The sequence below is a fragment of the Desulfovibrio sp. UIB00 genome, assembly GCF_022508225.1.
In the GTDB taxonomy this organism is placed as follows: Bacteria; Desulfobacterota; Desulfovibrionia; order Desulfovibrionales; family Desulfovibrionaceae; genus Desulfovibrio.
Genome location: NZ_JAETXJ010000003.1, coordinates 464,099 through 487,681, shown reverse-complemented (window position 1 = coordinate 487,681; position 23,583 = coordinate 464,099). Strand labels below are relative to the sequence as shown.

Below are 23,583 nucleotides of genomic sequence, written 5' to 3'. Positions count from 1 at the left end.
ACGGAGAAGCTATGAGCACTTCTATTATTGTGGTCGGGGCCAGCGGGCGCATGGGCAAAACCATCAGCGGGCTTGTGGAAGCCGACCCCCAGTTCACCCTTGCGGGGCTGGTGGACAGCCCGGAGCGCATAGCCGCTCTTGCGGGCGCTGCCTGCCCTGTTTCCGACAGCTTGGCGGCCCTCTTGCCCAAGCTCCCGGGGGCAGTGGTCATTGATTTCACCGCGCCTGCGGTGAGCCTGCAATCGGCCAAGGCCGTGGCGCAGACCGGCAATGCCCTTGTGATCGGCACCACGGGTTTTACCGATGAAGAAAAGGATGAGCTGCGCGTCCTTGCCGCCAAGGCCCCGATTTTCTGGGCCTCGAACATGAGCATCGGCGTGAACGTTCTGCTCAACATCCTGCCCCAGCTCACCAAGGCCCTTGGCGAAGATTATGATATTGAAATGGTGGAACTGCACCACAACCGCAAAAAGGACAGCCCCAGCGGCACGGCCCTGACCCTTGGTGAATGCATTGCCGAGGCCCGCGACTGGAAGCTCAACGATGTGCGCTGCTCCGCCCGTGACGGCATCATCGGCGCTCGCCCCAAGGAGCAGATCGGCATTCAGGCCATACGCGGCGGCGATGTGGTGGGCGTGCATACCGTGTACTTTATGGGACCTGGGGAGCGCATTGAAGTGACCCATCAGGCCCACTCGCGCGAGAATTTCGCGCGTGGCGCTATCCGCGCCGCCGGCTGGATGGCAGGGCAGAAGCCCGGCAAGCTCTACAGCATGCAGGATGTGATCAAGGATATTTAGTACACATCACTGGTTGTTTTGTCTGGACGAAATTTCAGTCTTGAATGTTTTTTGTACAGACCAAAGCCAGGTGGTTTAAAAAGGCCCGTTTTCGTCCAGTGGCAGCACGTTAGGTGCTGCATTGAACGAAGGCGGGCCTGATCTGTTTTATTGTTGCCGAGTCTGAGTACATGGGCCAGAGCGCGATAAAGCCCCTGAATGGTAGACCATTCAGGGGCTTTGAGTTTGTTGCAGGGGAGGGCAGGCTTGCGCACTGCCCCCTTTGTGCGTTTTTAGGAAACCATCTGCGCAATGAGCTTTTTGAGTTCCTGCGCCTGCTTTGCCAGTTCCGTCACTGCGTTTGCAGATTGCGACATGGCGGAGGCCGTCTCAGAGCTGATGGTATTGATCTGTTCCACGGCGCGGTTGATCTCGTCGCTGGTGGCCGACTGTTCTTCTGCGGCGGCGGCGATGGAATGCGCCTGATCCGCAGCCTGATCCACCAGCACCACAATTTCTGAGAGCGCCTCGCCGGAGGTTCCGGCAAGTTCAGTAGTCTGCTCGATGGTGTCTACAGTCTGGTTGACCTGATCAATGTTCTGCGTGGTGCCATTCTGGATGCCCTGAATGGCGGAACCAACCTCGCGGGTTGCCTGCATGGTCTTTTCCGCCAGTTTGCGCACCTCGTCGGCCACAACTGCAAATCCGCGTCCGGCTTCGCCCGCGCGCGCCGCCTCAATAGCTGCGTTAAGGGCCAGCAGGTTGGTCTGATCTGCAATGTCTGAAATCACGGTCATGATCTGGCCGATACTCTGGGCCTGATCGCCCAGCGAGGCCATACCGGTCTTAAGGCCCATAGCCTGCGTGTGCAACTGGTTGATGCCCTGCACCACCTTATTGACCACTTCTGCGCCGTGTTCCGCCTTGCGCTTGGCATTAATGGTGGTGTCGGACGCGCCGCCCGCATTGCGCGCAACTTCAAGCACCGAGGCATTCATCTGCTCCATGGCGGTGGCAGTTTCAGAAACGCGCTGCGTCTGCTGATCCGCGCCACGGCTGGCCTGTTCCACCTGGGTGGAAAGCTCTTCGGTCGCTGTGGAAAGCCTGTCAGCGATGGCATTGGCGTTCTGCGCCACCTGGGCAACGGCATCACGCTGTTGCTCGATGGTGGCCTGCTGCTTTTTGATTTCCGTCAGGTCAAACACAAGTGTTACTGCGCCCACAATGTTGCCGTCCAGATCGCGGATCAGCGAGGCATCAATGCGCAGGTTTTTGTGCTGGCCGTCTGCAAAGGTCATTGCAGCTTCAATGCCATGTGCGTTCACTCCCTCGCTCAGACATTTATGACAGATGGTGCGCTTGTTGGCATCCCCATAGAAAAATTCAGCCGCTGTCATACCCTTATAATCTGCGGGCTTGCCACTTTTTCCTACAAGTTTGACCATGGCATCATTTACATAGGTAATATGCACGTCTGTATCTGCAACCAGGGTGGGGAAGGTGATGCCCTGCAATACGCCGTCAGCAAAACCCAGACGGTTTTTGAGCACAGCTGTCGTTTCTTTGAAATTTCCTGCAAGTTCAGCCAGTTCAAAACTATAATTGCCCGTGAGCGTGGCCTTGAAATCGCCGTGCGCAATCTGTGCGCTGTAGTCCATGATGTTTTTCAGCGGGGCAGTAATGATCCGGCGAACCATAAATACGATGCTGCCCAGCAATACAACAAAAATGCCGATGGCAACGAGAATAAGAATGTTGCGTTGCTCAATGGCGTCTTTTGCAAGATCGTCTGTAAAGGCGGAGGTGCAGACAAGCCAGCCTGTTCTTTCAATGGTCTGAAAAACAATTACCTTGTCCTTACCCTGAAATTCGTAATCAAAAGAGCCGTTCTTGATTTTGAGCGCCTTGACTACAAACTCCAGTTTGCTGACATCGCTCATGTGAGTATCAGCATTGGGGTGGGCGATAACGCGACCGTTGGCATCAATAATAAATGCATAGCCATGTGATGCAACAGTTATGTTAAAAACATGACTTTTGATGTATTCAAGCCAGTTGATGGTTACGCACACAGCACCAACGGGCTTGCCGTTTTCGCCAAAAACTGGGGTTGCAATGGCAAGGACTTCTTTTTTGGTGGTTTTGGCAACAATGATATTGGGGTCAATGGCATCCTTGCCCTGCATAGCTATTTTGAAATAACCCCTGTCGCCATAATTATTGCCAATAAAGGACTCTCCCTGGCTTGACGCCCCTGATACGGCGATACCCTGAGCATTCAAAACATAGATAGAGTTGATGCCCTTGTATTCTTTTACAAGGGCTTTGATCAGGGCGTCCATTTCGGCGCTGTTGCCTTCGATGGCTTTTTTAGCCTGACCGCTCTGGGCTGGGACCTTGATCATACTCATGTTTGCATCGATCAAATCATTTACGTTGGCGATAAGGCCATTGTTTATGATCTTCATGCCGTCTACAGACGTTTTGTTGACGACATTATATGAAGATTTTCCAACGTAAATAACAAGGCTTGAAACGCCGATGAGCAAGACAATGCTTATGATTGTGGCTAATACCGTGTTTACACTCTTGAATGACAGGCGTGGCATGATATCCTCCAGTGAACTCGTGCAGCCATGATGATTATAATGTGGTGGTAACGCATGTTAAAAAAATTAGCATTCCGTTAACACTTCACATCTCTCTAGAATATTATCACTTTTACTAGTTTAAAAAATCGTCAAATCCAATATAAACTTTATATCATTTGTAATAATATTTTAATGAAAATGCAGTATTGCAGTATGTATTCATGTGATTATTTTTCTCAAATATTTTAAACACAGCAAAAATGCCGCTTATATCATCGTCTGCTGAGTCTGAACACAGCGCCAAGTATGAGTGCGCCGCCTGCAAAAATGCCCAGACCGGGAGCATCGTTAAAGAGCAGCCACGCTGCGATTATGGCGTAGACTGGCTCAAGCGTGATAATAACCGCTGCCTGCCGGGCCTTGAGGGCTGTGAGGCTGCTTACGTAAAGGCTGTAGGCGAGGGCGGTGCACAACAGGCCCAGGCAGATTATCCACAGCCAGTCCAGCGCGGCGATGTGCGGCACATCCGCTGCTGCAAAGGGCAGAAGGCAGATGATTATTACCGTATTTTGCCACCAGCAGGTCTGCATGCCAGACATTCCCCCGGCAAAGTGCCTGTTTGCTATGGCCACCAGGCCGTAAACCGCAGCGGAAACAATGCCCCACAGCAGGCCGTGTGTTGCAGTATCAGCCAGCGAAAACGAGGGCGTCAGGCACACAAGCCCAATGCTCACCATGCCAATGCACTGCAATTCCCTGGAGCTTGGGCGTTCGCGGTAGGCTATGGCTTCAAACAGGGCTGTAAAAGCGGGAAAGCACGCAAAACCGAGCGTGCCCACCGCAATGCCGCCCAGTTTTATGCCCATAAAAAATGTAACAAAATGGAGGGTCAGCAGAATGCCGCTTACGGCAAGGCCTGTCAGGTCGCGTGCCGTAATTCCATGCCATGGCGGATCACGCCGGATAAGGCAGATGCAGCCAAGAGCGGCCACTGCTACCACGGCCCTGCCCCAGACAAGATCAATGGCGGAACACTGGCACAATTTGCCAAAAATGCCAGAAATACCAAACAGAACAGTGGCTGCGTGCATGCGGATCAGGGCTGCGCGCACGGCGCTTTGCTGCATTGCGTCCTTCTTGGGTGCTGTGGTAGATTGTAATTGTGAAGGCGCAGCCTGTCTGGCATCCTGCATGTAAGCTCCTTTATTCTGTCTGTGTGTTATGGATACATTCAAGGGCAGCGCGCGGCAAGCAGGGCGGGGCAAGGGAGCATGCATCTGGCCTATTTGCCATAAGCGCTGCCTGATCTGCGGTAAGCCCAGACAATGTTTCTGGAAAAAAGTCTAGATTTTATCTTGAAATTCACGGGCAGGTAGTGTAGCGCAAAAAGAAAACATAGCGTAACACGATGCTTGGCGAACTTGCGCCAGGCCGCACGCAACATCGGGGGCATCATGCCGCAGGTCGCAGCACGTATTAACGACGATCAGGAACGCTGGCTCAAAGACTATTTCCGCACAAAGAGCGCGGGGGCGGAGTTTATCCTTCCCTGGGCGGTGGACACGTTTTTTCGGGCAATCACGGGCATCAAGCATATCTTTAGTGCTGCGGAGCTGAAAACCATTGTGGAAGCCCACAAGGATATGAAGCTCATGCCCGACCATACGCGGCTTTCGTATCTTTTGCTGCGCGTTACGGATGCCTGCGACATCAACGGCGTACATCTGCGGCATGGGGCCAGCAAATCCAGCCTTGAGGCCAAGATCAAAAGCCTGGACGACACGCAGGCCACAGCCCTGATGGTATGGGCCTCTGCTTTTTGGGTCAGCCGCAACTGTTCTGCGGAAAATATGGACGAGTACATCAAGGCCTATTGATTTTTTTGCGCCGTCTGCTTAGGTTCACACCGCTTTTGCGGCCCGGAGCATAGCGACCAAGGCGGGGCCGCGCCCGGTGAGGCTTGCGGTGCGCTTCATAGTTGTTGTAGACCGTGCTCATGCGTTTGCCGCTACCGGACGGCGCGAGGGGTTGCCCTGTGTTGGCAATCCCTGCGGGGCGGGCAACTGCCGGATTCGGCATCATTCATGGTCGCTTGTGCGACCTTTTTTTAGGCGCGTCCAACCGCGCAAGAGAGTTTGTCATGCTGCAAATACTGCGGGCAAAACTGCATTGCATTCGTGTTACCGGGTGCGAACTGAACTACCACGGTTCGGTGACGCTTGACCCGGAGCAGTGCCGCGAGGCGGGCATCTACCCGCTGGAATTTGTGTATATCTGGAACAAGAGCAACGGACAGCGCATTTCCACCTACGTTATCTACGGCGAGCCAGGGTCGCGCTGCTGCATACTCAATGGTGCGGCGGCCCGTGCCTGCCAGCGTGGGGATGAAGTCATCATCAGTGCTTACGAATATGTGAACGGCCCGCAGGATCTGTACAGCCGCAAACCCGTTGTGCTGACCTTTAACGAGGACAACAGCATTCATGAGCGCCTGCGCTACGTGGTTGACGGCGAGGAAGATGGCGACTTTGGCTTTCATGTGGAAAAGGAATAGCACCTACAAGACACTTTCGCCCAGCAGACTACCGCAAACGAAAAGAGACCCCACGGGGTCTCTTTTCGTTTGCGGTGCGCATTAAAACGCTCGATCATTCGTTGGTGATAATCAGGTACAAGTCGCCTTGCCACGGCCCCACGCGTTTGCCCAGCCCGCGCAACCGAATGGGTTTGCCCACGGCAAAATCCGGCGGCAGGGTGACTTCGACCGTTTTCAGCTCGCCTGAAAGGGCCTGACGTATTTGCAGGCGAATGCGTTTGCCGGGCGCAAGGTTGGCCGAGGGCAGTGCAAGGGTTTGTTCTTCATCAATCTGACGGCGCAGCCAGCCCTTGACCATGCCGGTAACGCCCTTGCTGTGGTCTTTGTTCCACTTGGGCGTACCCCAGGCCAGATTGCTCTTGTGCAGTTTTACATTGCGCTTTTCCGCCGCCGGTTTTTCCTTGGGTTGGCCAAAAGAGGGCGCCTCTTTTTGGTAAGGCGCTTCCTGCTGGGGGGGCGCTTCTTCCTGATGCTGACGGTTCAGTTCGCTGTAAATATCTTCAAAAACGCGGCGGGCAAAGGGATCTGTGAGCAGGTCGCGCAGCACGTCATGTTCTGAATAGCCGTTCTGCGCGTTTTTTGGGCCTGCGGTTTTGCTTTCTTGCCGCTCTTGCTCCTGATCTTTTTGAGCCTTCCCGGCCTCGGCTGAGGCCTGCGCCCCGGCAGCAGCGTCAGCCGCGCCAGAGCTGGCTTCTTGTGCGTCAGAGCCCGCCTGCTGCCCGGTACTACCCTGAGAGGCATTTTCAGCCTGGGTCTTCTGCTCAGCCCTGTCGTCAGTGGGTTCTTCCTTTGCGGCCCGCGCCTTGCTCTCTGCCTGCGCAGCCCTGCTGGCCTCGGTTGAAGCCCGTACGCCGTCCTCATGTTTGAGTATGGCGGAAAGGGCCACATAGGCCTCGTTCAGCAGCTGAAATTCCCGGCTGGCATCGGGGTTGCCGGGGTTGAGATCGGGGTGCAGCTCAAAAGCGCGACGCCGGTAGGCCCGCTTGAGGTCAGCCGTATCGGCGTCCTTTTTAAGCTTGAGAATGTCGTAGCATTCTTTCAACGATATCTGGCGGGGGCGGCGTCGCATGATTACTTCAGGATAAGCGCATTGGCTTCACAGGTGGCATCGGAAGCAAGCAGACCGTTTTCGCGCAGATAGTCGCGGCCTTCGCGCGCAAAATCCGCATGCAGCGCGCCAGTTTCGATGCCGGGGCAGAATTCCTTGGCCATGGCAAGGCTGGCCGGGTCTTCGATATTGCCGCGAAAAAAGGGCCATGCGCGGCAGATTGAAGGCTTGCCCTCATGCACGCCGCAGCCGCTGCCCTGGCGAAAAAATACGCAGTAGCCGTCTTCGCCGCAGCGAATTTTGAGCTTGCCGCCAATGCGCTCGCAATAGTTCTCCGCCACTGCTTCCGGCGCTTGCTGCATGTGCGCTGCCAGCCGGATCAGGTCTGTGGGGCTAACGACAATGCCGCCTCTTCCTTCGCAGCAGTGGCCGCACATGCGGCAGTTGAAAACAGATTCTCCGTGAGCGGCAGACATGGGCTATAATCCTTGGCCTTAAAAAGTGAGCGAGGGGCGCATGAGGCGCTCGTGTTCCACCATGATGCAGGAATCTTCAACCACTGTCATGCCTGTACGGGCTAACAGTTGACGTGCCTCGATCGAGCGTATGCCAAGCTGCATCCAGAAAACTTTTGGTTTCCAGGGCAGATCCAGTACTTCCTGCGCGTGGGCGGGGCAGTATTCCGGCGCGCGAAACAGATTGACGATATCCATCGGCCCGGGCAGTTCCGCAAGACAGGTTGCCGCAGGCAGCCCCCAAACGGTTTTGCGCACGGGATGGACAGGAAAAATCGTGTATCCCTGCTCCAGCAGATAGCGCCCGACCCTGTCCACGGCCTGTCCGGCTTTGTCCTTGGCGCCGATAATGGCGATGCTGCGTGATTCGCCAAACATGGCGCGCATCAGTCTGTCGTCAAGCATAGTACATCCATACCGCAAGAGGGCGGATTATCAGCGGGCAGCCCTTTGGGTTGCTCCCGTTAGTATATCTGTAATCAGTTTTAATAGACGGCAATGGCAAAATGCGCAAGTTCCCAGCCCCGGTTTGGCAGAATCTTTTACCCAAGTAGCGCTAATACCTTGCTGAGTTTGGCAATTAAAAGGAGGCAGGGCAAGCCCCGCCTCCTTTGTCGCAGCAATTGTGAAATGCGCTAGGCAGCCTTGGGCGGAGGGCTGGTTTCCTTGCCGGATTCGCGCAATGGGCCGGAAAAGAGCGGGGCTATTGCCAGAAGTTTATCTGTTTTGCCAAACAGGTACACCACGTCATCGGCCTGGAACTGGTCGTTGGGTTCCGGCGATGCCTGGGTTGCGCCGTCACGCAGAATGGCAATAACCGTTACGCCATATTTGCGGCGCATCTGGCTTTGGGCAAGGCTGATGCCGCAAAGGGGCGAGGCGGCGGCAAGGCGCATGGCCTGAACGCCCATTTCCGGCAGGCGGCTGACCATGGAATCAAGCGAGTTTACCGATGCGCTCATGCGGCGGATCATGCGGTAATTCTCCTGCCGGATACGCGCGGCAAAGGAATCTATGTCCTGACGGGGAACCAGATAGCGCGTCAGCACGCGGCTGAAAACCTCAATGGAGGTTTCAAATTCTTCCGCGATCACTTCGTCCGCGCCAAGCGCGCGCAGGGGGGCCACCTCGCTCACAAAGCGGGTGCGCGCAATGATGTGGAGGTTGGGGTTGAACCGCCGGGCTTCAATAACAATGGAGCGCACAGCAGCCGGGTCCGAAATGACGATGGCGAGCACACGCGCCTTGGTGACGCCCAGATGCTCCAGAACGATTGGCTGCGAAGCGTCGCCGTGCGAAATGGGTTCCTTGTGCCGGTAGCGGGTAACGGTTTCGGGGTTCATTTCAAGGATGGTATAACATACGCCGGATTCACGGGCCACATGGGCCAGGTGTTTGCCGCTGATGCCAAAGCCCACAATGATCAGGTGGTCTTCCATGGCGCAGGCGCCTTCGTGATCTTCGGCTTTGGCGAGCATCCGTTCGTTGCGTTTGCCTGCAACCTTGTCGGCGAGAAGCGGGGCCACAGCCATAAGGCCGGGGGTCAGCATCATGGTGAGCACGCTGACATCAAGGAATGTCTGGTAGGCGTTCATGTCGAACAGCCCGGCAGCCAGACCAGATGCCGCCAGAACAAAGGCAAATTCGCCCACCTGCGCCAGGGAAAGGGACGTAACAATGGCAGCGCGCAGGGGATAGCCCTGCACCAGCACCGAAGGCAGGGTGAGCAGGGATTTTATGACGATGAACAGCGCTGTCAGAACAATAATGGCGACAAAGTGCTGTAAAAAAAACTCCAGATTCAGCATCATACCTACCGAGATGAAAAACAGGCTCATGAAAACGTCGCGGTAGGGCAAAATACCCGAAATAACGCTCATGCTGTATTCCGAGCGTGCGAGCATCAAACCGGCCAAAAAAGCTCCGAGCGAGAGCGAAAGGCCCAGATGATTGGTCAGCATGGCCATGCCGAGGCACAGGCCAAGGGTGGAGAGCAGCAGTATTTCCCTCGTGCGGGTGCGCACCACGGCTTCCATAAGCCTGTTGAGGCCAAAGCGGGCAAACAGCAGCACGCCGCCCAGCACCGCCACCACACGCAGGGTGGAGAACACCGCGCCCTGGAGCGAAAGCTCAAGCGTGCCCGCAAGCAGCGGCACCGCCAGCAGCATGGGCGCTACCATAATGTCCTGAAAAACAAGGATGGCGAGGGAAAGGCGGCCCGTGGGCGTGTTGGTGGCCCCGCGCTCCTGCAAAATGCGCAGCACGATGGCCGAGGACGAAAGCGCCACCAGACAGCCCCAGAAAAGGCCTTTCTGGTAGGTGGCATCGCGCAGCAGCATGGCAATACCTGCCACAGCAAGAACCGTCAGGCCGATTTGCAGGCTGCCGCCCAGAAAAACGGGCCGTTTCAGCCGATTGAGGGCCTCGCCGGAAAGTTCCATGCCTATTGTGAACAGCAGCATGGCAACGCCGAGTTCAGCAATATGGTCAATGGCCTGCATGTCTTTGACGATACCCAGCAGGGACGGGCCGCACAAAACGCCTGTAAGCAGAAAGCCCACGGTGGCGGGCAGTTTTATTTTGTTACAGACGATGGTGACGAAAATTGAAAGAAGAAAAATAATGACGATTTCATAGAGCAAAGGAACTTCCATGCGGCCTCCTGCAGCAATCTAGCACTGTGACCATATACTGCGCAAGACGCACTGCCGCAACAATGTTTGCGGCAGCAGGAGGCCCGCCCAACTGATTGTAATTATAACAGGATTGCTGCTGTTGCGCAAAACCTCAGCTGTTCTCGCGCATGTCGGGCAGAGCCACAAAAGGCCCGACAGTTATGCCCTGCGCCGGGGCCTGCATGATCTGCTTGCCATCGTCCATGCGCACCAGCCCATTGGGCAGAAATTCCACCCGCAAGGGAACAACCACGGTGCGCAGCATGGTGAGCTGATCTTTTTCCAGGCGCGGCGACATGCATTTCTGCTCCGCGCCCTGCTGCCAGCGCAGGGAGCAGGCGGCGGTGACAAGGCCGGAAACCGTGCCATCTTCACCAAAGCACAGGGAATTGACGTCGCCGCAGATGGCCGAGGCTGCGGGGTCGTAAGCAGCAATCTGCCCCGTGGAGGTCGGCACATGCACAGGCCGCGCCGGTTCGCAGCTCCGCAGCGCGCCGCTCTCATAAAAGGCGCAGCCGTACCTCACGGGCATGGGGCCAAGCGGGGTGGCAAGCAGGATTGTTTCGCCGGGCCAGAAGGTGACGCTTTCCAGCGCGCCTGAAGGGTAGAAACGCAGGCCTTGAACTTTTGCGCTCACTTCCTGCCCGTGTAGAGAAAGGGATATCTGGCTTGCCAGTTTGCGCTCGTCCTGTTCTGTCCAGTAGCCGCTGAGCTTGCCTTTGCGCAGCAAAATACGCTTGAGCGCCCCGTTTCCGTGCCATGCCAGCCATTCAGCGGGCATGTCGCCAAGGGGGGTGCTTATGCTTGTTTGATCTTGCAGTTCCAGACTACGCCACATGCCGTTGGGGTAGAGGCTGAAGCTCTTGACGCCGCTGCGGCGTACGTCTTCCGGGTCATGGTGGGGCGTGAGCCAGCCGTGGGGCGTGGGCACGGTATCTTCGGCCAGCAGGCGGCAATCCTGCGGCGCGCCGCCGGGCCAGCGGGAGAGCACATGCACGTTTGTGATGGTGCCGTAGGGCGTGGCCACAGTTTCAAGTTGCAGGGCGGTACCCATAACATAGACTCCTAACGTCCATTGGACGCAGTTTCGCCGCAAAGCGCATGCGAAATCCGGGCGCGGACGGTTCCGTCATCCTGCCGGGTGAGGGCGCATGTCAGGCGCTGCTGGCGCATGTGCTCCTCAAGCCAGGGGGGCATGTGCCCGCAGATGAGTTCCAGTTCCACAAAGGGCGTGGACGCAAAAAAGGGACGCAGGGCTTTTTTTGACGTGATTTCCGGGTGCGCGGCCTGCACTTCCATAAGATTTATGCTGTATACGCCGGGCGTATCCGTGGGCGTGGGCGCGGTGGGAACCTGCACTTCCCCTTGGGCGGAAGCCAGAATCTCGCTGGCCAGGGCATCCAGAATATCGGGCGAGAATGCGTCCAGCTCGCACAGGCAAAAGCCCATGCGGCTGAGTTCGTTGTAGGCAAGACCGGAAATACTGGCCCCGGCTATGGCCGCCTCTGCGGGCAGCAGAAGGGCCAGTTGGCGCAGCCGATCGCGCATCTGGGGCAGGGTGCCGCAGCCTTCAAGAGAAAAGGGCACGGGATCACAGGCATGCCAGCCCTTACCCGTGCTCCAGTCGCGCTGCCAGACGGAAAGGTGGGTGCAGTTTTCCATTGAGGTGATTGAATTATCTGTATTTTCCAATACTGCAATGCAGTCGCATTTCATGGCGATCTCCATATGCTTGGGCGTCCAGAGTGTTAGCGGCAACGAGTGATGTAATTATTAAAAATAACATCTATCTGACGTAATTATGATAAACTTGTTTTAGCACAAGATGGATTTTGTTCTCTGCCAAGGAAGACAAGCCTGTTTTTGAGGGAGTGTACTCTTATAGTACTCGACCGAAAAAACTGGCGCAGTGTAACGCTGGCAGAGGACAAAAGACGCTTGTGCCGTTAAAGACCAAAGGGGCGCGTGCCATAGCTGTACCCCAAATGCTTGCCCCAGCCGTTCATGGATTTTTGCGGCAAAAGCGTGGCCGCAAGGCGTTCCAGTTCAAGTGCCTTGCGCGCGTCCACCGCGCAGGATGTATTGCCAAGCCGCGCAGCCGCCGCCGTAAAGGTGGCAAGCCCACAGTTGCCAGCCCGCTCGCCAATGCCCCACAACGTTGTATTGACGTAGCGCGCCCCGGCGTTCACAGCCATGAGTGAATTGGCAACAGCCATGCCAAAGTCGTTGTGCGCGTGGATTTCCACATCCACGCCTGTCTCGCGCAGCATGCGCACGGCCCGCCAGACCTTGTCTGGCGTGTAACAGCCCACGGTATCGCTGAGCCGCACCCGCACCACGCCGCACTGACGCGCCGCCTTTGCCGCTTCGCGCAACTGGTCGGGCGAGGCGTGGGAGGCATCTTCAAAGCCAACTGTCACTTCCGCGCCACGGCTTGCGGCGAGTGCCGCGCACTTGGCAAGGGAGGCCATTACCTCGGCGCGGGTGGTTTTGAGCTTGTCCTTGATCTGCCGGTCAGAAACCGGGCAGCACAGATGAATGATATGCGGGGAGCAGTCAAAGGAGTGGCGCACATCGCTTTCGCGCAGGCGGTTCCAGGTGGAAACGCGGGCATTGGAACAGGCCTCGCGGATGGAGCGGATGGTGGCCTTTTCGTTTTCACCCATGGCGGGGACGCCCGCCTCGATCTGGTCCACGCCAGCTTCGTCCATCATGGCGGCAAGGCGGATTTTCAGGGCAGGGGGAAATGCAAAACCGGGAGCCTGCTCGCCGTCGCGCAGTGTGGTGTCGACAATAATGATCTCAGGCATGGCCCACCTCCACAGAAACCGTTGCGCCCGAAAGACCGCAACAGTCCGTTCGGGCAGAAGACAAGGATTCGGGGGGATGGCATGTGTGACACAGGTCGAGAAACTGGGCATCGGTCAGGCTGCATTGCTGGCGCTCGGCAAGCTGCTGAACCAGTTCCAGCATATGTTCTTCCGCCGTGCGCGGCAAGTTCAAACCAAGCTGGCGGGCCTTGATGCGCAACGAAACACGCCCTGAGTGCTTGCCTACCACAATCTGGCGTTCAAGCCCCACAGTGGCTGGAGCATATGGCTCGTACAGAAAGGGCTTTTTGACAATGCCGTCCACATGGATGCCGGATTCTACAGCAAAGATATCCGCGCCCAGCACGGCCTTGTGGTGGGAAACTTCCTGGCCTGCCTCCCTGAGCAGAGCTGTTGCTTCAGGCAGTTTGTCCAGATGCGTCAGGTCTGTCTCCAGACCCTGGGCGTACAGGCTCAGGGCCACTTCTTCCAGGGCAGGTCCGGCATCGGGGCCGTGCAGGGCAGAGCCGCCAATGCAGCCCGCCACCCGGAGGCCGCCCTTGAGCAGCCACAGCACGGCAAGTGCCGTGGCGCAGCCCGCGTGGTCGCCCGGGCAGAACTCCACCATATCCTTGATGGCGGCAAAGCGCGGCCAGAGTTCCGTTTCGAAGGTATAGAGAGCGTCACAGCAACCGCTCAGGCGCGACCACGGCCCGTTAAGGTTCGGGCGTTTGCCCGTGCGGCGGGCCTTGGTGCTGGCTGCTGCAAATTGCAGGTCTGGGGGAATTTCGACCACAAAACCCATGTGGTGCATGAGGTCGATCCATTCCCCGGCCCAGAGCGCAAATGCGTCTGCGGTCTGCCTTTCCTCTTGCGAGTGCGCGGCTGGCAGCACCCGGTAGAGCAGGCAGAGCGTTCTGTCCACCAGTTGCGGCATGGAAATAACCTCTTGGCAAAGATGGCGTGTGCCCCGGCCTGACCGGTTTGCCTCCGGTCAGGCCGTAGGATTGGGCCGGAATTATCCGCAGAGCGCCCTGGCGGCGTCATTCACGGCCTTGTCCACATTTTCATAGAGGGTGAACACGCGTATTCCCTTGGTCTCAAGCTTTTTCAGCGGGCTTTCGCCTATGCGCAGGGCCAGCACGCCCTTGCAGTCGTCCACGGCGGCCAGAATGCCCGCCATGCGCCCGGCCTTTTCGCCGCAGTCGTCCATGCCGTTGCAGTATTTGGAAACACTGCGGGTTTCCACGTAGCTGGCTGCGTCGCCGTCGCTCTCGTAGATGTAAAACTGTTCGGCCTGACCAAAGTGCTGATCAACTGTCATGCCTGTCTTGGAAGCCACGGCAATGCGTATCTTGCGGGCCACGGCGGGCTTGGTTTCTTCCGCAGCGGGGGCCTTTTCGGCCACGGGCGGGCGGTACTCAATGGACTTGTCGTCGCCCAGCAGGCCCACGGCATCGGCGCGGCACTGCTTGCAATGGTACATCTGCTTGAGCGTGGGCTCGCAGCTGCGGCGCATGTCCATGAGTTCCTTGTTGCTCACAAGGGGCATGTTTTCAAAAACGCTGCCCTTGACCGGGATGAGCTGCATGATGTTGGTCATCACAGCGCCCAGCTCGCGCGCGGTTTCCACTACCTGCGGGATGTGCCCGTCGTTGATGCCCTTGAGCAGCACCGTGTTGACCTTGCTCACTATGCCCGCCTGGGAGAGGGCGCGCAGGCCCGCCATCTGGTTTGCCAGCAAGAGGGCGGCTGCGGTTTCGCCCGTGTATTTCTTGCCACGATACATGGCAAACTTGTAAATCTGCGCGCCAATGGCGGGGTCAACAGCGTTGATGGTCACGGTGGCGTGGCTTACGCCCACGCGCTTCATGTCTTCCACGTATTCCGGCAGGGCCAGACCGTTGGTGGACATGCAGAAGGTGATATTGGGGTCTTCCTTGCGGATCATCTCCAGCGTGCGGAAGGTTTCCTCGGGATTGGCCAGCGTGTCGCCGGGGCCGGCGATGCCCACAACCGTAAGGTTGGGCATGTCGCGCTTAACCTTCATAAAGTGGTCAAAAGCCTGTGCGGGCGTGAGCACGGCGGTGGTGACGCCGGGGCGGCTTTCGTTAACGCAGTCGTACTTGCGCAGGCAGTAGTTACAGCTCAGGTTGCACTTGGGCGCGATGGGCAGATGCAGACGCGCCGAGGTGGCACAGGCCCCACAGGAAAAACATGGGTGGGACTTGGTGCGCTCGGCATTGACGGAGGCGGCGCTGCCAGCGGCATGGACGGCTGAAGGGGCTGTTACAGGCACAAGAGGCTCCATGGCCGGGGCCGCAACTTCTATGCGGGAGGCATCAGCTTCCATGACGGCTTCATCCTTGAAGTATTTGTTGAGAAGCTCCTCGCGGAAGCTGCCCTCGGTGAACTGCAACATGGCGTTTGCCGTGGCTTCCATGAGGCTGAGCGAGCCATCATAGAAGAGCATGCGTGTGCGCTGGCCGCCGACCCTGTCGTGGATGGGAAAGCCGTAGCGCAGCAGCGGAACGTGGTGGCGCTCCTCAATGCGGCGGCCATCGGAATTACCCAGCATGAGGTTGGCCTTGCGCGCCAGCATGGCGTTTTCAATGGCGGCAAAGTCTGCAAAATTCAGAATGTCGTAATCGCCGCTGAACTGGGTTTCCGTAGCCTGAGCCATGTCAGGCGCAAGCGTTTTTTCAAAGGCGGCGCAGCGGCTGCCGGTGGCGGCCACCACGGGGACAGCCCCATTTTCGCACGAGGCGCGCACAAGGGCCAGCACCATGTCCGGCTCGCCAAATACGGCAACGCGGCTCTGGGCGTTATACTTGTGCGCATCGATCATGGCGTCAAGGTAGCGGGCGCGCTCTTCACGTACAGTGGCGGGGATGGTTCCGCCAAGGGCTTCAAGCGTGGCTACAAAGGCGTCGGTATCACGCAGGCCCACGGGTAGGTTCATGCGCAGCAGCGGTACGCCGTAAGTATCGCGCAGGTACGCGCCGGGGGAATAACCCTCGGGGCAGAAGGGCGCAAGTTCAAGAGTCATGCGCGCGCCAGCCATGAGGCCGATGCGGGCAAGCGTGGTGCCATACTGGGGCAGCCTGTTATAGTCGTCTTCATGCCCGCCATCAAGATTCTGCGAAAGGTCGGGCAGCAGCACGTATTCGAGGCCGCTGGCGTCGAGCAGCAGCTTGAGGGCTCTGGTATCCGCCGCAGAGAGGTGCCCGGTGATGATGTTGACCACGTTATTGGGTGCGTCGTTCATGGGCACGTGGCGCACAATGGCGTGCAATGCGCGGAAAAATCCTTCGTACTGAGAGCCGCTGTAGCCCGGCGAGGCCACGGGAATGATGGTGGCCGTCACTTCCGGGTGTTCGTCCTTGAACTGCTTGATGATGGCGGGCACGTCCTCGCCGATGGTTTCGGCAAGGCAGGTGGTGGAAACGCCGATCACCTCGGGATTGTAGAGCTTGATGAGGTTTTCAAGCCCCTTGAGCAGGTTCTTGGTGCCGCCGAAGACCGTGCCTTCTTCCGTAAGCGAAGAGGAGGCGATATCCACCGGCTCATTGTAATGGGTTGCCATGTGCCGCCGAATATAGGTGCTGCACCCCTGCGAACCGTGCAGAATGCTCATGCTCTTGCTGATGCCGTAAAAGGCGCTCACCGAACCCATGGGCATGCACATCTTGCAGGGATTTGTATTCAGGTTGACAAGATTGGCGCTCATTGTCTTCTCCTTTGTTCCAGGCGGCCTTTGGGCCGCAGCGGCGGGCAAACTGCGTGCAAGCCGATTACGCTGTGCTAGAAATGTGCTGCTCTTGCTGCCAGTGCTTCACGCACCAGACTGGCCTGCGCCTGCGTTGCCTCGGCAAATGAGGCAGAGCTGCGCGTGAACTGCCACACAGGGCTGTTGATGGAAAGGTTCACCTCGCGGGTGAAGTTTTCCACGCCTTCAAAACCGCCCAGAGCGTGCTTGCGCTCGTGGTTGTGGTCGCAAAAGGCAATGCCGAGCTTGTAGGCGAGGGGGCGTTCCTTGACGCCGCCAACCAGAATATCCGCGCCTTTCTGCTTCATGAAGGTTTCAAGCTCTGCGGGGTTGGCATCGTCCAGAATGACGGTGCCGGGGTTAACGAGGCTTGAAATGATTTCATAATCTTCAGGCTTGCCGGTCTGGGTGCCGACCACTACGGTTTCAATGCCCATTTCGTTAAACTGACGGATGAGCGATATGGCCTTGAAGCCGCCGCCCACAAAGATGGCGGCCTTTTTGCCCACAAAGTGCGGCTTGTACTGTTCAAGAAAAGCTTCCGCCTTTGTGCCGCGTTCAGAGATAAGGGCTTCAGCCTTGCGCTTTGCGTAGTCGTCATTGAGGCGCTCGGCCACCTGCCGCAGGGCGGTAGATGTGTCTTCCACCCCAAAGAAGCTGGCGCGCATCCATGGGACGCCCATTTCGTCTTCCATGCGGTGGGCCAGATACATCATGGAGCCAGCGCACTGCACGATATTGAGCTGGGCAGCCGGGGCCTTGATGAGCGTTTCGTACGCGGCATCGCCCGTGAGCGTGGCGACAATGGGAATGCCCATCTCGCGCAGGTAGTTGCGGATGATCCACATTTCGCCTGCAAGGTTGTAGTCGCCAAGAATGTTGACGCCCTTGATCTTTGGCTGTTCCTTATGCGGCTCCATAAGCTGCACAAGGGCGTTGCAGGCCATGCGGTAGCCCGTGGACTTGGTGCCCGAAAAGCCCGGAGCCTTGACCGCGATCACCCGGATGCCGTGCTTTTTTTCCGCATTGCGGCACACGGCTTCCACATCGTCGCCGATAACGCCCACGATGCAGGTGGCGTACACAAAGATGAGCTTGGGCGAATAGTTGGCTATGGCCTCGTCAATGGCGCGGGTGAGCTTTTCCGCGCCGCCAAAGACGATGTCCTTTTCCTGCAAGTCAGTGGAAAAACTGTTGCGGAACAGTTCCGACCCGCTGGTGAGGCTGCCGCGAATGTCCCAGGTGTAGCTGGCGCAGCCGATGGGGCCGTGCACGATATGAAAGGCGTCGGTAATGGGGTTTAACACCACGCGCGCACCGCAGTACACGCAGGCCCGCTGGCTCACGGAACCGGCCACGCTGGCCGTATCGCAACGCAGGCCGTCGCCGCTACAGCAGCCCCCGCCCTTGTTTCCCTTTTCCTTGATGGACGTACGGCGTTCTTCAAGTATTTCCATAGCCATGGGAACCCCCTTGCAAGGGCGGGGGGGGGGTGCCCCCCCCCGGCCCTATTGCGGCTTTGAGCCGTCTTACATAATCAGATCCATGTCTTCGTCGGCGCAATTGCGGTCAAACTCTTCCATGAGCGTATCTGCTATCCTGGTGGCGAGCTGGAACGCGCCACGGTAGCCGACCATGGGCAGCGAGGCGTGTCCGTAGCGGTCAAGCACCGGGAAACCGGCGCGAACCAGGGGGATGCCCTCGGCCTTGGCGATCTGCTTGCCGTGAGAGTTGCCGAGCAAGAGATCAACGGGTTCTTCCTTGATGAACTGGTGCAGGTCAAAGAGGTCCTTGGCGGCAAAGGCCTGACACTCTTCTTCCTTGCCGTATTCCTTGAACATGGCCTTGGACAGTTTGACGAAGGTTTCGCCGGGCGTACCGGTGAGCACATACTTGGGGATCATGCCCAGTTCGAGGCAGAAGCGGGTCATGCCAAGCACTGTGTCGGGGTCGCCGTACACGGCAACCTTTTTGCCGTAGAAGTACGGGTTTGCGTCCAGCATGAGGTCGAGCAGGCGGCCGCGTTCTTCATCGATGAGCGGGTCAACTTCGCCGCCGTTGAGGTTTGCCATGGCCATGATGAAGGCATCGGTATCCGCCAGACCGATGGGCAGGGGCAGCAGGTCGTAATCCACGCCGCACTTGCGCTTGAGCTGGGCTGCGGGTTCCTCGCTGGTCAGGCGACCAAGAGCCAGAACCTTACGGCACGAGCCGAGGTCGCGGATTTCTTCAACCGTGGTGCCGCCATCGGGATACATCTTGTATTCGCCGGTCATGGGCGCATCCATGACGTTGCTGCAATCGGGGAACATGATGGACTTGAGCTTCATCAGGTTCACAAGGTGCTTGTACTCGCGGATGTCGCCGGGGTTCACGAAACCGGGGAACACCGCCACGGTTTCCGTGGTCTTGCCCTTGGCGGCAAGGTATTTGATGAACCCGGCCATCATGTTGCCAAAACCCGTCACGTGCGAGCCAACATAGCTCGGCGTGTTGCAGTGTACCACGATCTTGTCGTCCGGAATTTCCATGTCGTCGATGTAGGTCTTGAGGTCATCGCCGATGGTTTCAGAAAGACAGGTGGTATGCACGGCAATGATGTCCGGATTGTAGACTTCAAAGGCCGTCTTGACGCCCTGGCGGATGTTGGGGCCGCCGCCGAACACGCACGCGCCTTCGGTAAAGGAGCTGGTGACGGCAATGGCGGGTTCCTTAAAGTGACGCGTAAGGTAGGTGCGGTGGTAAGAAGCGCAACCCTGCGATCCGTGGCTGTACGGCATGCAATTACGCACGCCCAGGGCGGCAAACAATGCGCCAACAGGCTGACAGGTCTTGCACGGGTTGATAAGAACGCCCGATCTGTTCACATGTGTCTTTGGGGTGAGGTCAAGCATACTATTCTCCCACAGTTCCTTGCAGGGTGGCGCGGTTCTTCCAGGGCGGGGTTACCATGTGCCACGCGGGGGTGAAGTAACCCATGCAGAGGTCGTAACCGAACTGCGTTGCACCCTTGAAACCCGCGTAAGGCCCGCTGTAATCGTAGCTGTGCAGCTGGCGCGAGAGGGTCCCGGCCTTTTGCAGCGCGTACTTGTCCTTGATGCCGGAGAAGAACATGTCGGGCTTGAGGATTTCCATAAATTTTTCAGCTTCGTACATGTTGAGGTCGTCAACCACGTAGGTGCCCTCGTCCATGTCGCGTATCATGCCGTGGTACTTTTCAAGCGGGATCTCGGCGGCCAGCTTGTCGTACTGTTCCTGGGTAAGGTAGGCGTGATACTTCTTTTCGTCCTTTTCCACCGTGATGTGTTCGATGTTCTTGCTGTCCGCGTCGTCCTTGATGTTGGGGATGATTTCCCGGCCTTCGTAGTCGTCGCGGTGGCCGAATTCGTACCCGGCAAGCACGGTCTTGATGCCCAGGTCCTGCAACAGACCCTGATAGTGGTGTGAACGGCTGCCGCCCACAAAAAGGGCTGCGGTTTTGCCGTTGAGGCGGGCCTTGTAGGCCGCCATCTGATCCTGCACCTCGGCCAGTTCTTCGGCGATGACTTGTTCGGTGCGCTGCGCAAGCTCGGGGTCGCCAAAGTAGGCTGCCATGTCGCGCAGGCTCTGAACTGTTCCTTCCAGACCGATAAAGTTGACCTTGAGCCAGTCCACGCCGTACTTGGTCTTCATCATTTCGGCGATGTAGTTGATGGAGCGGTGGCACTGCACGAGGTTCAGGTTGGCCTTGTGCGAGCTGGCGATGCGTTCCACTTCACCATCGCCGGTGAACACCGAAACCACTTCGTAACCGATCTTTTTAAGGATGCGTTCCTGCTCCCATCCGTCGCCGCCGATGTTGTATTCGCCAAGGATGTTGACCGAATACTTGGTGGCGGGTTCATAATCGCCAGTACCAATAACGCGCTTCATAAGGCCGTTGTTGGCGATATGGTGGCCCGCCGACTGGCTTACGCCCTTATAACCTTCGCAGCTGTAAGCCACGCAGCGGATGCCGTATTCCTTTTCAGCTTCTGCGGCCACGGCCTGGATGTCGTCGCCGATCAGGCCCACAGGGCAGGTGGCGGCGATCATGATGGTCTTGGGGTGCATAAGCTCCATGATTTCATCAATGGCCTTCTTGAGCTTTTTGGTGCCGCCAAAGACGATGTCCGGTTCCTGCATGTCCGTGGTAAAGCAGTACTGGATGTAGTTGGGGGCGTCCCCCTCTGCCTTGGCCTTGTTGCGGCGCGTGCCCCAGCTGTAGAAGCCGCAGCCCACAGGGCCGTGAGTGATCGTAACCATGTCCTTGATGGGACCGAGCACAACGCCCTTGCAGCCAGCGTAACAGCAGCCCCGGTTGGTCATGATGCCGGGAATGGCACGCGTGTTGGCGATAATAATCTGGTCTTCCGCAGGATTGACCTTGAGCATGTGCTCCTTGCGGTTCTTGAAGACCTTGGCGTTGTAGCGCTCAAGCACTACTGCGTTGGCGTCAATACTCATACATACCTTCCTTATGCGTCAGCGCGCTCGCCCGTGCGAACCACATAGGATTCTTCCACCGGCATCACAAAGATCTTTCCATCGCCGGGGTGGCCGGTGCTGTTGGCCTCTATAATGGCCTTGACCACAGCTTCGACCTTTTCATCGGGAACGCAGATATTGAACAACCGCTTGGGGATCAGCCTGCCCACTTCGGTCAGGGATTCGCCCGCCGGAGTGCGCGGCAGCTCGCCGCTTTCCATAACCATGCGCAGGGTGGCGGGATCCATGCCTTTTTTGCCGCGTCCCAGGCACTTGGTGCATGAGAATGAGGGGCATCCGGCCTTGGACAGGGCGTTCTTTGTCGCCGCCACCATGTTGGCTCGAACCATTGCAACTACTTCCTGCATGGGAGCCTCCTACAGGCCGGACTTGCCGCTGCTGATGGTCCAGGCCTCGCTGACGCTTGAAACAAAGATTCTGCCATCGCCAAAGTGACCATCGCCAGTTTTTGCCACGCGCAGGATAACGCGGATGGCATCGTCCTTGTCTTCGTCGCTGACCACAAGCATGAGCATCTGCTTGGGAATTTCATCATACTGGATATCGCCCACCATGATGCCTTTCTGCTTGCCGCGCCCCACCACATCAAGCTTGGTAACGGCGGGAAAACCCGCTGCCAGCAGCTCGGAGAGAACCTCGGTGGTTTTTTCGGGCCGGATAATCGTGCGAATCATCTGCATAGCTGTTCTCCGTTTCGTGCTGGGTGATTAGGCGTCCATCAAGCCGTGTTCCATGAGCAGCTCTTCGAGCCTTTCCTGGGAGAGGGGCTTGGGGATAACAAACATGTCGTTGCCGTCGATCTTCTGGGCCAGGGAGCGGTATTCGTCGGCCTGTCCGCAGGTGGGGTCGAATTCGATAACGGTCTGCTTGTTGATTTCGGCGCGCTGCACCATGTTGTCGCGCGGCACGAAGTGGATCATCTGGGTGCCGATTTCCTTGGCAACGGCAGAGACAAGCTCGGCTTCGCCATCAACCTTGCGGCTGTTGCAGATGATGCCGCCAAGGCGCACGCCGCCGGTGTTGGCGTACTTCTTGATACCCTTGCAGATGTTGTTGGCGGCGTAGAGGGCCATCATTTCGCCCGAAGCCACGATGTAGATTTCCTGGGCCTTGCCTTCACGGATGGGCATGGCGAAACCGCCGCACACAACGTCGCCCAAAACGTCATAGAACACGTAGTCGAGGTCTTCTGTGTAGGCGCCAAGGCGTTCCAGCAGACCAATGGAGGTGATGATGCCGCGCCCGGCACAGCCAACGCCCGGTTCGGGGCCGCCGGATTCCACGCAGCGGATGCCCTTGAAGCCATTTTTGAGCACCAGATCCAGCTCGATGTCTTCACCCTCTTCGCGCAGGGTATCGAGCACGCTCTGCTGGGCAAGGCCGCCCAGGATAAGGCGCGTGGAGTCGGCCTTGGGGTCGCAACCCACGATCATGATGTTCTTGCCCATTTCGCCAAGACCGGCGTTAAGGTTCTGTGTGGTGGTGGACTTGCCGATGCCGCCCTTGCCGTAAATAGCTACCTGACGCATGAGATTCCCTCTGGGTTTGATGTTCCCGCGCTCGTTGCGCTTGTCCCTCTTTGTGCAGAAACCGTGCCGTTAGATTAAATATTCAATATTATTGCTTAATTTTATAATCTGCATGCACAATCAATACAAAATTGTTAAGATGGCCCACGGTGCAGAAAAAACTCTGTTCTCTGTAAGTTTCTTTAATAATAGGTTTTTATTTGAAGAAAAATTTTGGTCGTGAATCGGCGATACAAATTTGTTTGAAATTGGGAACGTGTTGCAGAGAAATCACCAAGCGTGAATATGCGGGGGCAGACTGGGCTGCATTTGGGGCGCTCTGTGATGGACGCGGCAGAGGAAAGCAGGCAGGTCAGCACTGACTGCCCATGAATGCGAAAGCCCGGCCCATCAGGTAAATGGGGCGGGGGTAGGGATTAATCACAAAAAAAGGGGCGAATTGAGAGCAGTGTGGGGGAGGATGGTGGCGGTTCAGGCAAGAATGCATCTGATCGGGCAGTTCAGCCAGTGGGGGAGGCAAGAGGGCTTATTCTTCAAGTATGCTCAGCCCTGCATGCCGCAAAGATATGTATGGCGGTGCAGGGAGAGTTTGATTCAAAATTGTATCAAAATAGGAGCAGTAGTGTAAAAACTGCAAACCGTGAACACGCCAACCCGCGTAAGAGATACAGCGGCAAGATCGGGCGCACGGCTTATGCGCGGCATATACGGCAGAAATGCAGGCAGTGGTTCGGCGGTGGGGAT

The 23,583-nt window shown here is 57.4% G+C and carries 20 protein-coding genes; 3 read left to right on the top strand and 17 right to left on the bottom strand.

The annotated features are described in order from the left end of the window. Positions 1 to 11 precede the first annotated feature (11 nt). Positions 12 to 800 (top strand): 4-hydroxy-tetrahydrodipicolinate reductase, encoded by a 789-nt coding sequence (dapB, locus tag JMF94_RS07680; protein WP_240824552.1) that lies wholly within the window; start codon positions 12 to 14, stop codon positions 798 to 800. A 272-nt stretch (positions 801 to 1,072) separates the two neighbouring features. Here the strand turns inward: dapB and JMF94_RS07675 are convergent, their stop codons facing one another. Continuing rightward, the gene (locus tag JMF94_RS07675; RefSeq protein ID WP_240824551.1) at positions 1,073 to 3,388 is read right to left on the bottom strand and encodes a methyl-accepting chemotaxis protein; all 2,316 of its coding nucleotides are present in this window, start codon (positions 3,386 to 3,388) and stop codon (positions 1,073 to 1,075) included. A gap of 254 nt (positions 3,389 to 3,642) precedes the next feature. After that, positions 3,643 to 4,563: a DMT family transporter gene (locus JMF94_RS07670; protein ID WP_240824550.1), complete on the bottom strand. Its 921-nt coding sequence runs from the start codon at positions 4,561 to 4,563 to the stop codon at positions 3,643 to 3,645. Between the two features lie 261 nt (positions 4,564 to 4,824). Between JMF94_RS07670 and JMF94_RS07665 the strand changes: the two genes are divergently transcribed. After that, positions 4,825 to 5,247, top strand: coding sequence for a hypothetical protein (locus JMF94_RS07665; protein WP_027180902.1), 423 nt, complete (start codon positions 4,825 to 4,827; stop codon positions 5,245 to 5,247). 119 nt (positions 5,248 to 5,366) lie between these two features. Then, on the top strand, positions 5,367 to 5,924 hold the full coding sequence (gene panD / locus JMF94_RS07660; RefSeq protein ID WP_240824549.1) for an aspartate 1-decarboxylase: 558 nt from the start codon (positions 5,367 to 5,369) through the stop codon (positions 5,922 to 5,924). A gap of 94 nt (positions 5,925 to 6,018) precedes the next feature. Here the strand turns inward: panD and JMF94_RS07655 are convergent, their stop codons facing one another. From JMF94_RS07655 to nifH, 15 genes are all read right to left on the bottom strand, one after another. Beyond that, positions 6,019 to 7,035 carry a J domain-containing protein gene (locus JMF94_RS07655; protein ID WP_240824548.1) on the bottom strand — a complete coding sequence of 339 codons (1,017 nt, stop codon included), beginning with the start codon at positions 7,033 to 7,035 and terminating at the stop codon, positions 6,019 to 6,021. A gap of 2 nt (positions 7,036 to 7,037) precedes the next feature. Further along, positions 7,038 to 7,490: a YkgJ family cysteine cluster protein gene (locus tag JMF94_RS07650; RefSeq protein ID WP_240824547.1), complete on the bottom strand. Its 453-nt coding sequence runs from the start codon at positions 7,488 to 7,490 to the stop codon at positions 7,038 to 7,040. An 18-nt stretch (positions 7,491 to 7,508) separates the two neighbouring features. Continuing rightward, positions 7,509 to 7,934 (bottom strand): CoA-binding protein, encoded by a 426-nt coding sequence (locus JMF94_RS07645; RefSeq protein WP_240824546.1) that lies wholly within the window; start codon positions 7,932 to 7,934, stop codon positions 7,509 to 7,511. 230 nt (positions 7,935 to 8,164) lie between these two features. After that, positions 8,165 to 10,183 (bottom strand): cation:proton antiporter, encoded by a 2,019-nt coding sequence (locus tag JMF94_RS07640; protein WP_240824545.1) that lies wholly within the window; start codon positions 10,181 to 10,183, stop codon positions 8,165 to 8,167. Between the two features lie 133 nt (positions 10,184 to 10,316). Beyond that, positions 10,317 to 11,258, bottom strand: coding sequence for a hypothetical protein (locus JMF94_RS07635; protein ID WP_240824544.1), 942 nt, complete (start codon positions 11,256 to 11,258; stop codon positions 10,317 to 10,319). Between the two features lie 11 nt (positions 11,259 to 11,269). Continuing rightward, the gene (locus JMF94_RS07630; RefSeq protein ID WP_240824543.1) at positions 11,270 to 11,920 is read right to left on the bottom strand and encodes a Fe-only nitrogenase accessory AnfO family protein; all 651 of its coding nucleotides are present in this window, start codon (positions 11,918 to 11,920) and stop codon (positions 11,270 to 11,272) included. A 230-nt stretch (positions 11,921 to 12,150) separates the two neighbouring features. Next, positions 12,151 to 13,014, bottom strand: a complete 864-nt coding sequence (locus JMF94_RS07625) for a hypothetical protein (protein ID WP_240824542.1) — start codon at positions 13,012 to 13,014, stop codon at positions 12,151 to 12,153. Next, complete coding sequence (locus JMF94_RS07620; protein WP_240824541.1) at positions 13,007 to 13,951, bottom strand: hypothetical protein; 945 nt, start codon at positions 13,949 to 13,951, stop codon at positions 13,007 to 13,009. Before JMF94_RS07620 ends, JMF94_RS07625 begins: the two co-directional genes overlap by 8 nt. Positions 13,952 to 14,032: 81 nt before the next feature. Continuing rightward, positions 14,033 to 16,744 (bottom strand): nitrogenase cofactor biosynthesis protein NifB, encoded by a 2,712-nt coding sequence (gene nifB, locus JMF94_RS07615; RefSeq protein WP_240824540.1) that lies wholly within the window; start codon positions 16,742 to 16,744, stop codon positions 14,033 to 14,035. 74 nt (positions 16,745 to 16,818) lie between these two features. Further along, on the bottom strand, positions 16,819 to 18,246 hold the full coding sequence (gene nifE / locus JMF94_RS07610) for a nitrogenase iron-molybdenum cofactor biosynthesis protein NifE (RefSeq protein ID WP_240824539.1): 1,428 nt from the start codon (positions 18,244 to 18,246) through the stop codon (positions 16,819 to 16,821). A gap of 66 nt (positions 18,247 to 18,312) precedes the next feature. Further along, positions 18,313 to 19,677, bottom strand: coding sequence for a nitrogenase component 1 (locus JMF94_RS07605; protein ID WP_240824538.1), 1,365 nt, complete (start codon positions 19,675 to 19,677; stop codon positions 18,313 to 18,315). Position 19,678: 1 nt separating this feature from the next. Next, positions 19,679 to 21,268, bottom strand: a complete 1,590-nt coding sequence (gene nifD / locus JMF94_RS07600; RefSeq protein WP_240824537.1) for a nitrogenase molybdenum-iron protein alpha chain — start codon at positions 21,266 to 21,268, stop codon at positions 19,679 to 19,681. Between the two features lie 11 nt (positions 21,269 to 21,279). Next, positions 21,280 to 21,657 carry a P-II family nitrogen regulator gene (locus JMF94_RS07595; RefSeq protein ID WP_240824536.1) on the bottom strand — a complete coding sequence of 126 codons (378 nt, stop codon included), beginning with the start codon at positions 21,655 to 21,657 and terminating at the stop codon, positions 21,280 to 21,282. A 9-nt stretch (positions 21,658 to 21,666) separates the two neighbouring features. Next, a complete protein-coding gene (locus JMF94_RS07590) occupies positions 21,667 to 21,990 on the bottom strand; it encodes a P-II family nitrogen regulator (RefSeq protein WP_240824535.1) in 324 nt (107 codons plus the stop codon). 27 nt (positions 21,991 to 22,017) lie between these two features. Continuing rightward, positions 22,018 to 22,839: a nitrogenase iron protein gene (gene nifH / locus JMF94_RS07585; RefSeq protein ID WP_240824534.1), complete on the bottom strand. Its 822-nt coding sequence runs from the start codon at positions 22,837 to 22,839 to the stop codon at positions 22,018 to 22,020. Positions 22,840 to 23,583: the final 744 nt, after the last annotated feature.

Bases quoted from the DNA above. Each gene is read 5' to 3' on its own strand.
- JMF94_RS07625 (WP_240824542.1), bottom strand. From the start codon at position 13,014: ATGCCTGAGATCATTATTGTCGACACCACACTGCGCGACGGCGAGCAG.
- JMF94_RS07590 (WP_240824535.1), bottom strand. From the start codon at position 21,990: ATGCAGATGATTCGCACGATTATCCGGCCCGAAAAAACCACCGAGGTT.
- JMF94_RS07645 (WP_240824546.1), bottom strand. From the start codon at position 7,934: ATGCTTGACGACAGACTGATGCGCGCCATGTTTGGCGAATCACGCAGC.
- JMF94_RS07655 (WP_240824548.1), bottom strand. From the start codon at position 7,035: ATGCGACGCCGCCCCCGCCAGATATCGTTGAAAGAATGCTACGACATT.
- JMF94_RS07675 (WP_240824551.1), bottom strand. From the start codon at position 3,388: ATGCCACGCCTGTCATTCAAGAGTGTAAACACGGTATTAGCCACAATC.
- JMF94_RS07605 (WP_240824538.1), bottom strand. From the start codon at position 19,677: ATGCTTGACCTCACCCCAAAGACACATGTGAACAGATCGGGCGTTCTT.
- JMF94_RS07595 (WP_240824536.1), bottom strand. From the start codon at position 21,657: ATGCAGGAAGTAGTTGCAATGGTTCGAGCCAACATGGTGGCGGCGACA.
- JMF94_RS07665 (WP_027180902.1), top strand. From the start codon at position 4,825: ATGCCGCAGGTCGCAGCACGTATTAACGACGATCAGGAACGCTGGCTC.
- nifB (WP_240824540.1), bottom strand. From the start codon at position 16,744: ATGAGCGCCAATCTTGTCAACCTGAATACAAATCCCTGCAAGATGTGC.
- JMF94_RS07630 (WP_240824543.1), bottom strand. From the start codon at position 11,920: ATGAAATGCGACTGCATTGCAGTATTGGAAAATACAGATAATTCAATC.
- panD (WP_240824549.1), top strand. From the start codon at position 5,367: ATGCGTTTGCCGCTACCGGACGGCGCGAGGGGTTGCCCTGTGTTGGCA.
- JMF94_RS07650 (WP_240824547.1), bottom strand. From the start codon at position 7,490: ATGTCTGCCGCTCACGGAGAATCTGTTTTCAACTGCCGCATGTGCGGC.
- nifE (WP_240824539.1), bottom strand. From the start codon at position 18,246: ATGGCTATGGAAATACTTGAAGAACGCCGTACGTCCATCAAGGAAAAG.
- JMF94_RS07670 (WP_240824550.1), bottom strand. From the start codon at position 4,563: ATGCAGGATGCCAGACAGGCTGCGCCTTCACAATTACAATCTACCACA.
- JMF94_RS07620 (WP_240824541.1), bottom strand. From the start codon at position 13,951: ATGCCGCAACTGGTGGACAGAACGCTCTGCCTGCTCTACCGGGTGCTG.
- dapB (WP_240824552.1), top strand. From the start codon at position 12: ATGAGCACTTCTATTATTGTGGTCGGGGCCAGCGGGCGCATGGGCAAA.
- nifH (WP_240824534.1), bottom strand. From the start codon at position 22,839: ATGCGTCAGGTAGCTATTTACGGCAAGGGCGGCATCGGCAAGTCCACC.
- nifD (WP_240824537.1), bottom strand. From the start codon at position 21,268: ATGAGTATTGACGCCAACGCAGTAGTGCTTGAGCGCTACAACGCCAAG.
- JMF94_RS07640 (WP_240824545.1), bottom strand. From the start codon at position 10,183: ATGGAAGTTCCTTTGCTCTATGAAATCGTCATTATTTTTCTTCTTTCA.
- JMF94_RS07635 (WP_240824544.1), bottom strand. From the start codon at position 11,258: ATGGGTACCGCCCTGCAACTTGAAACTGTGGCCACGCCCTACGGCACC.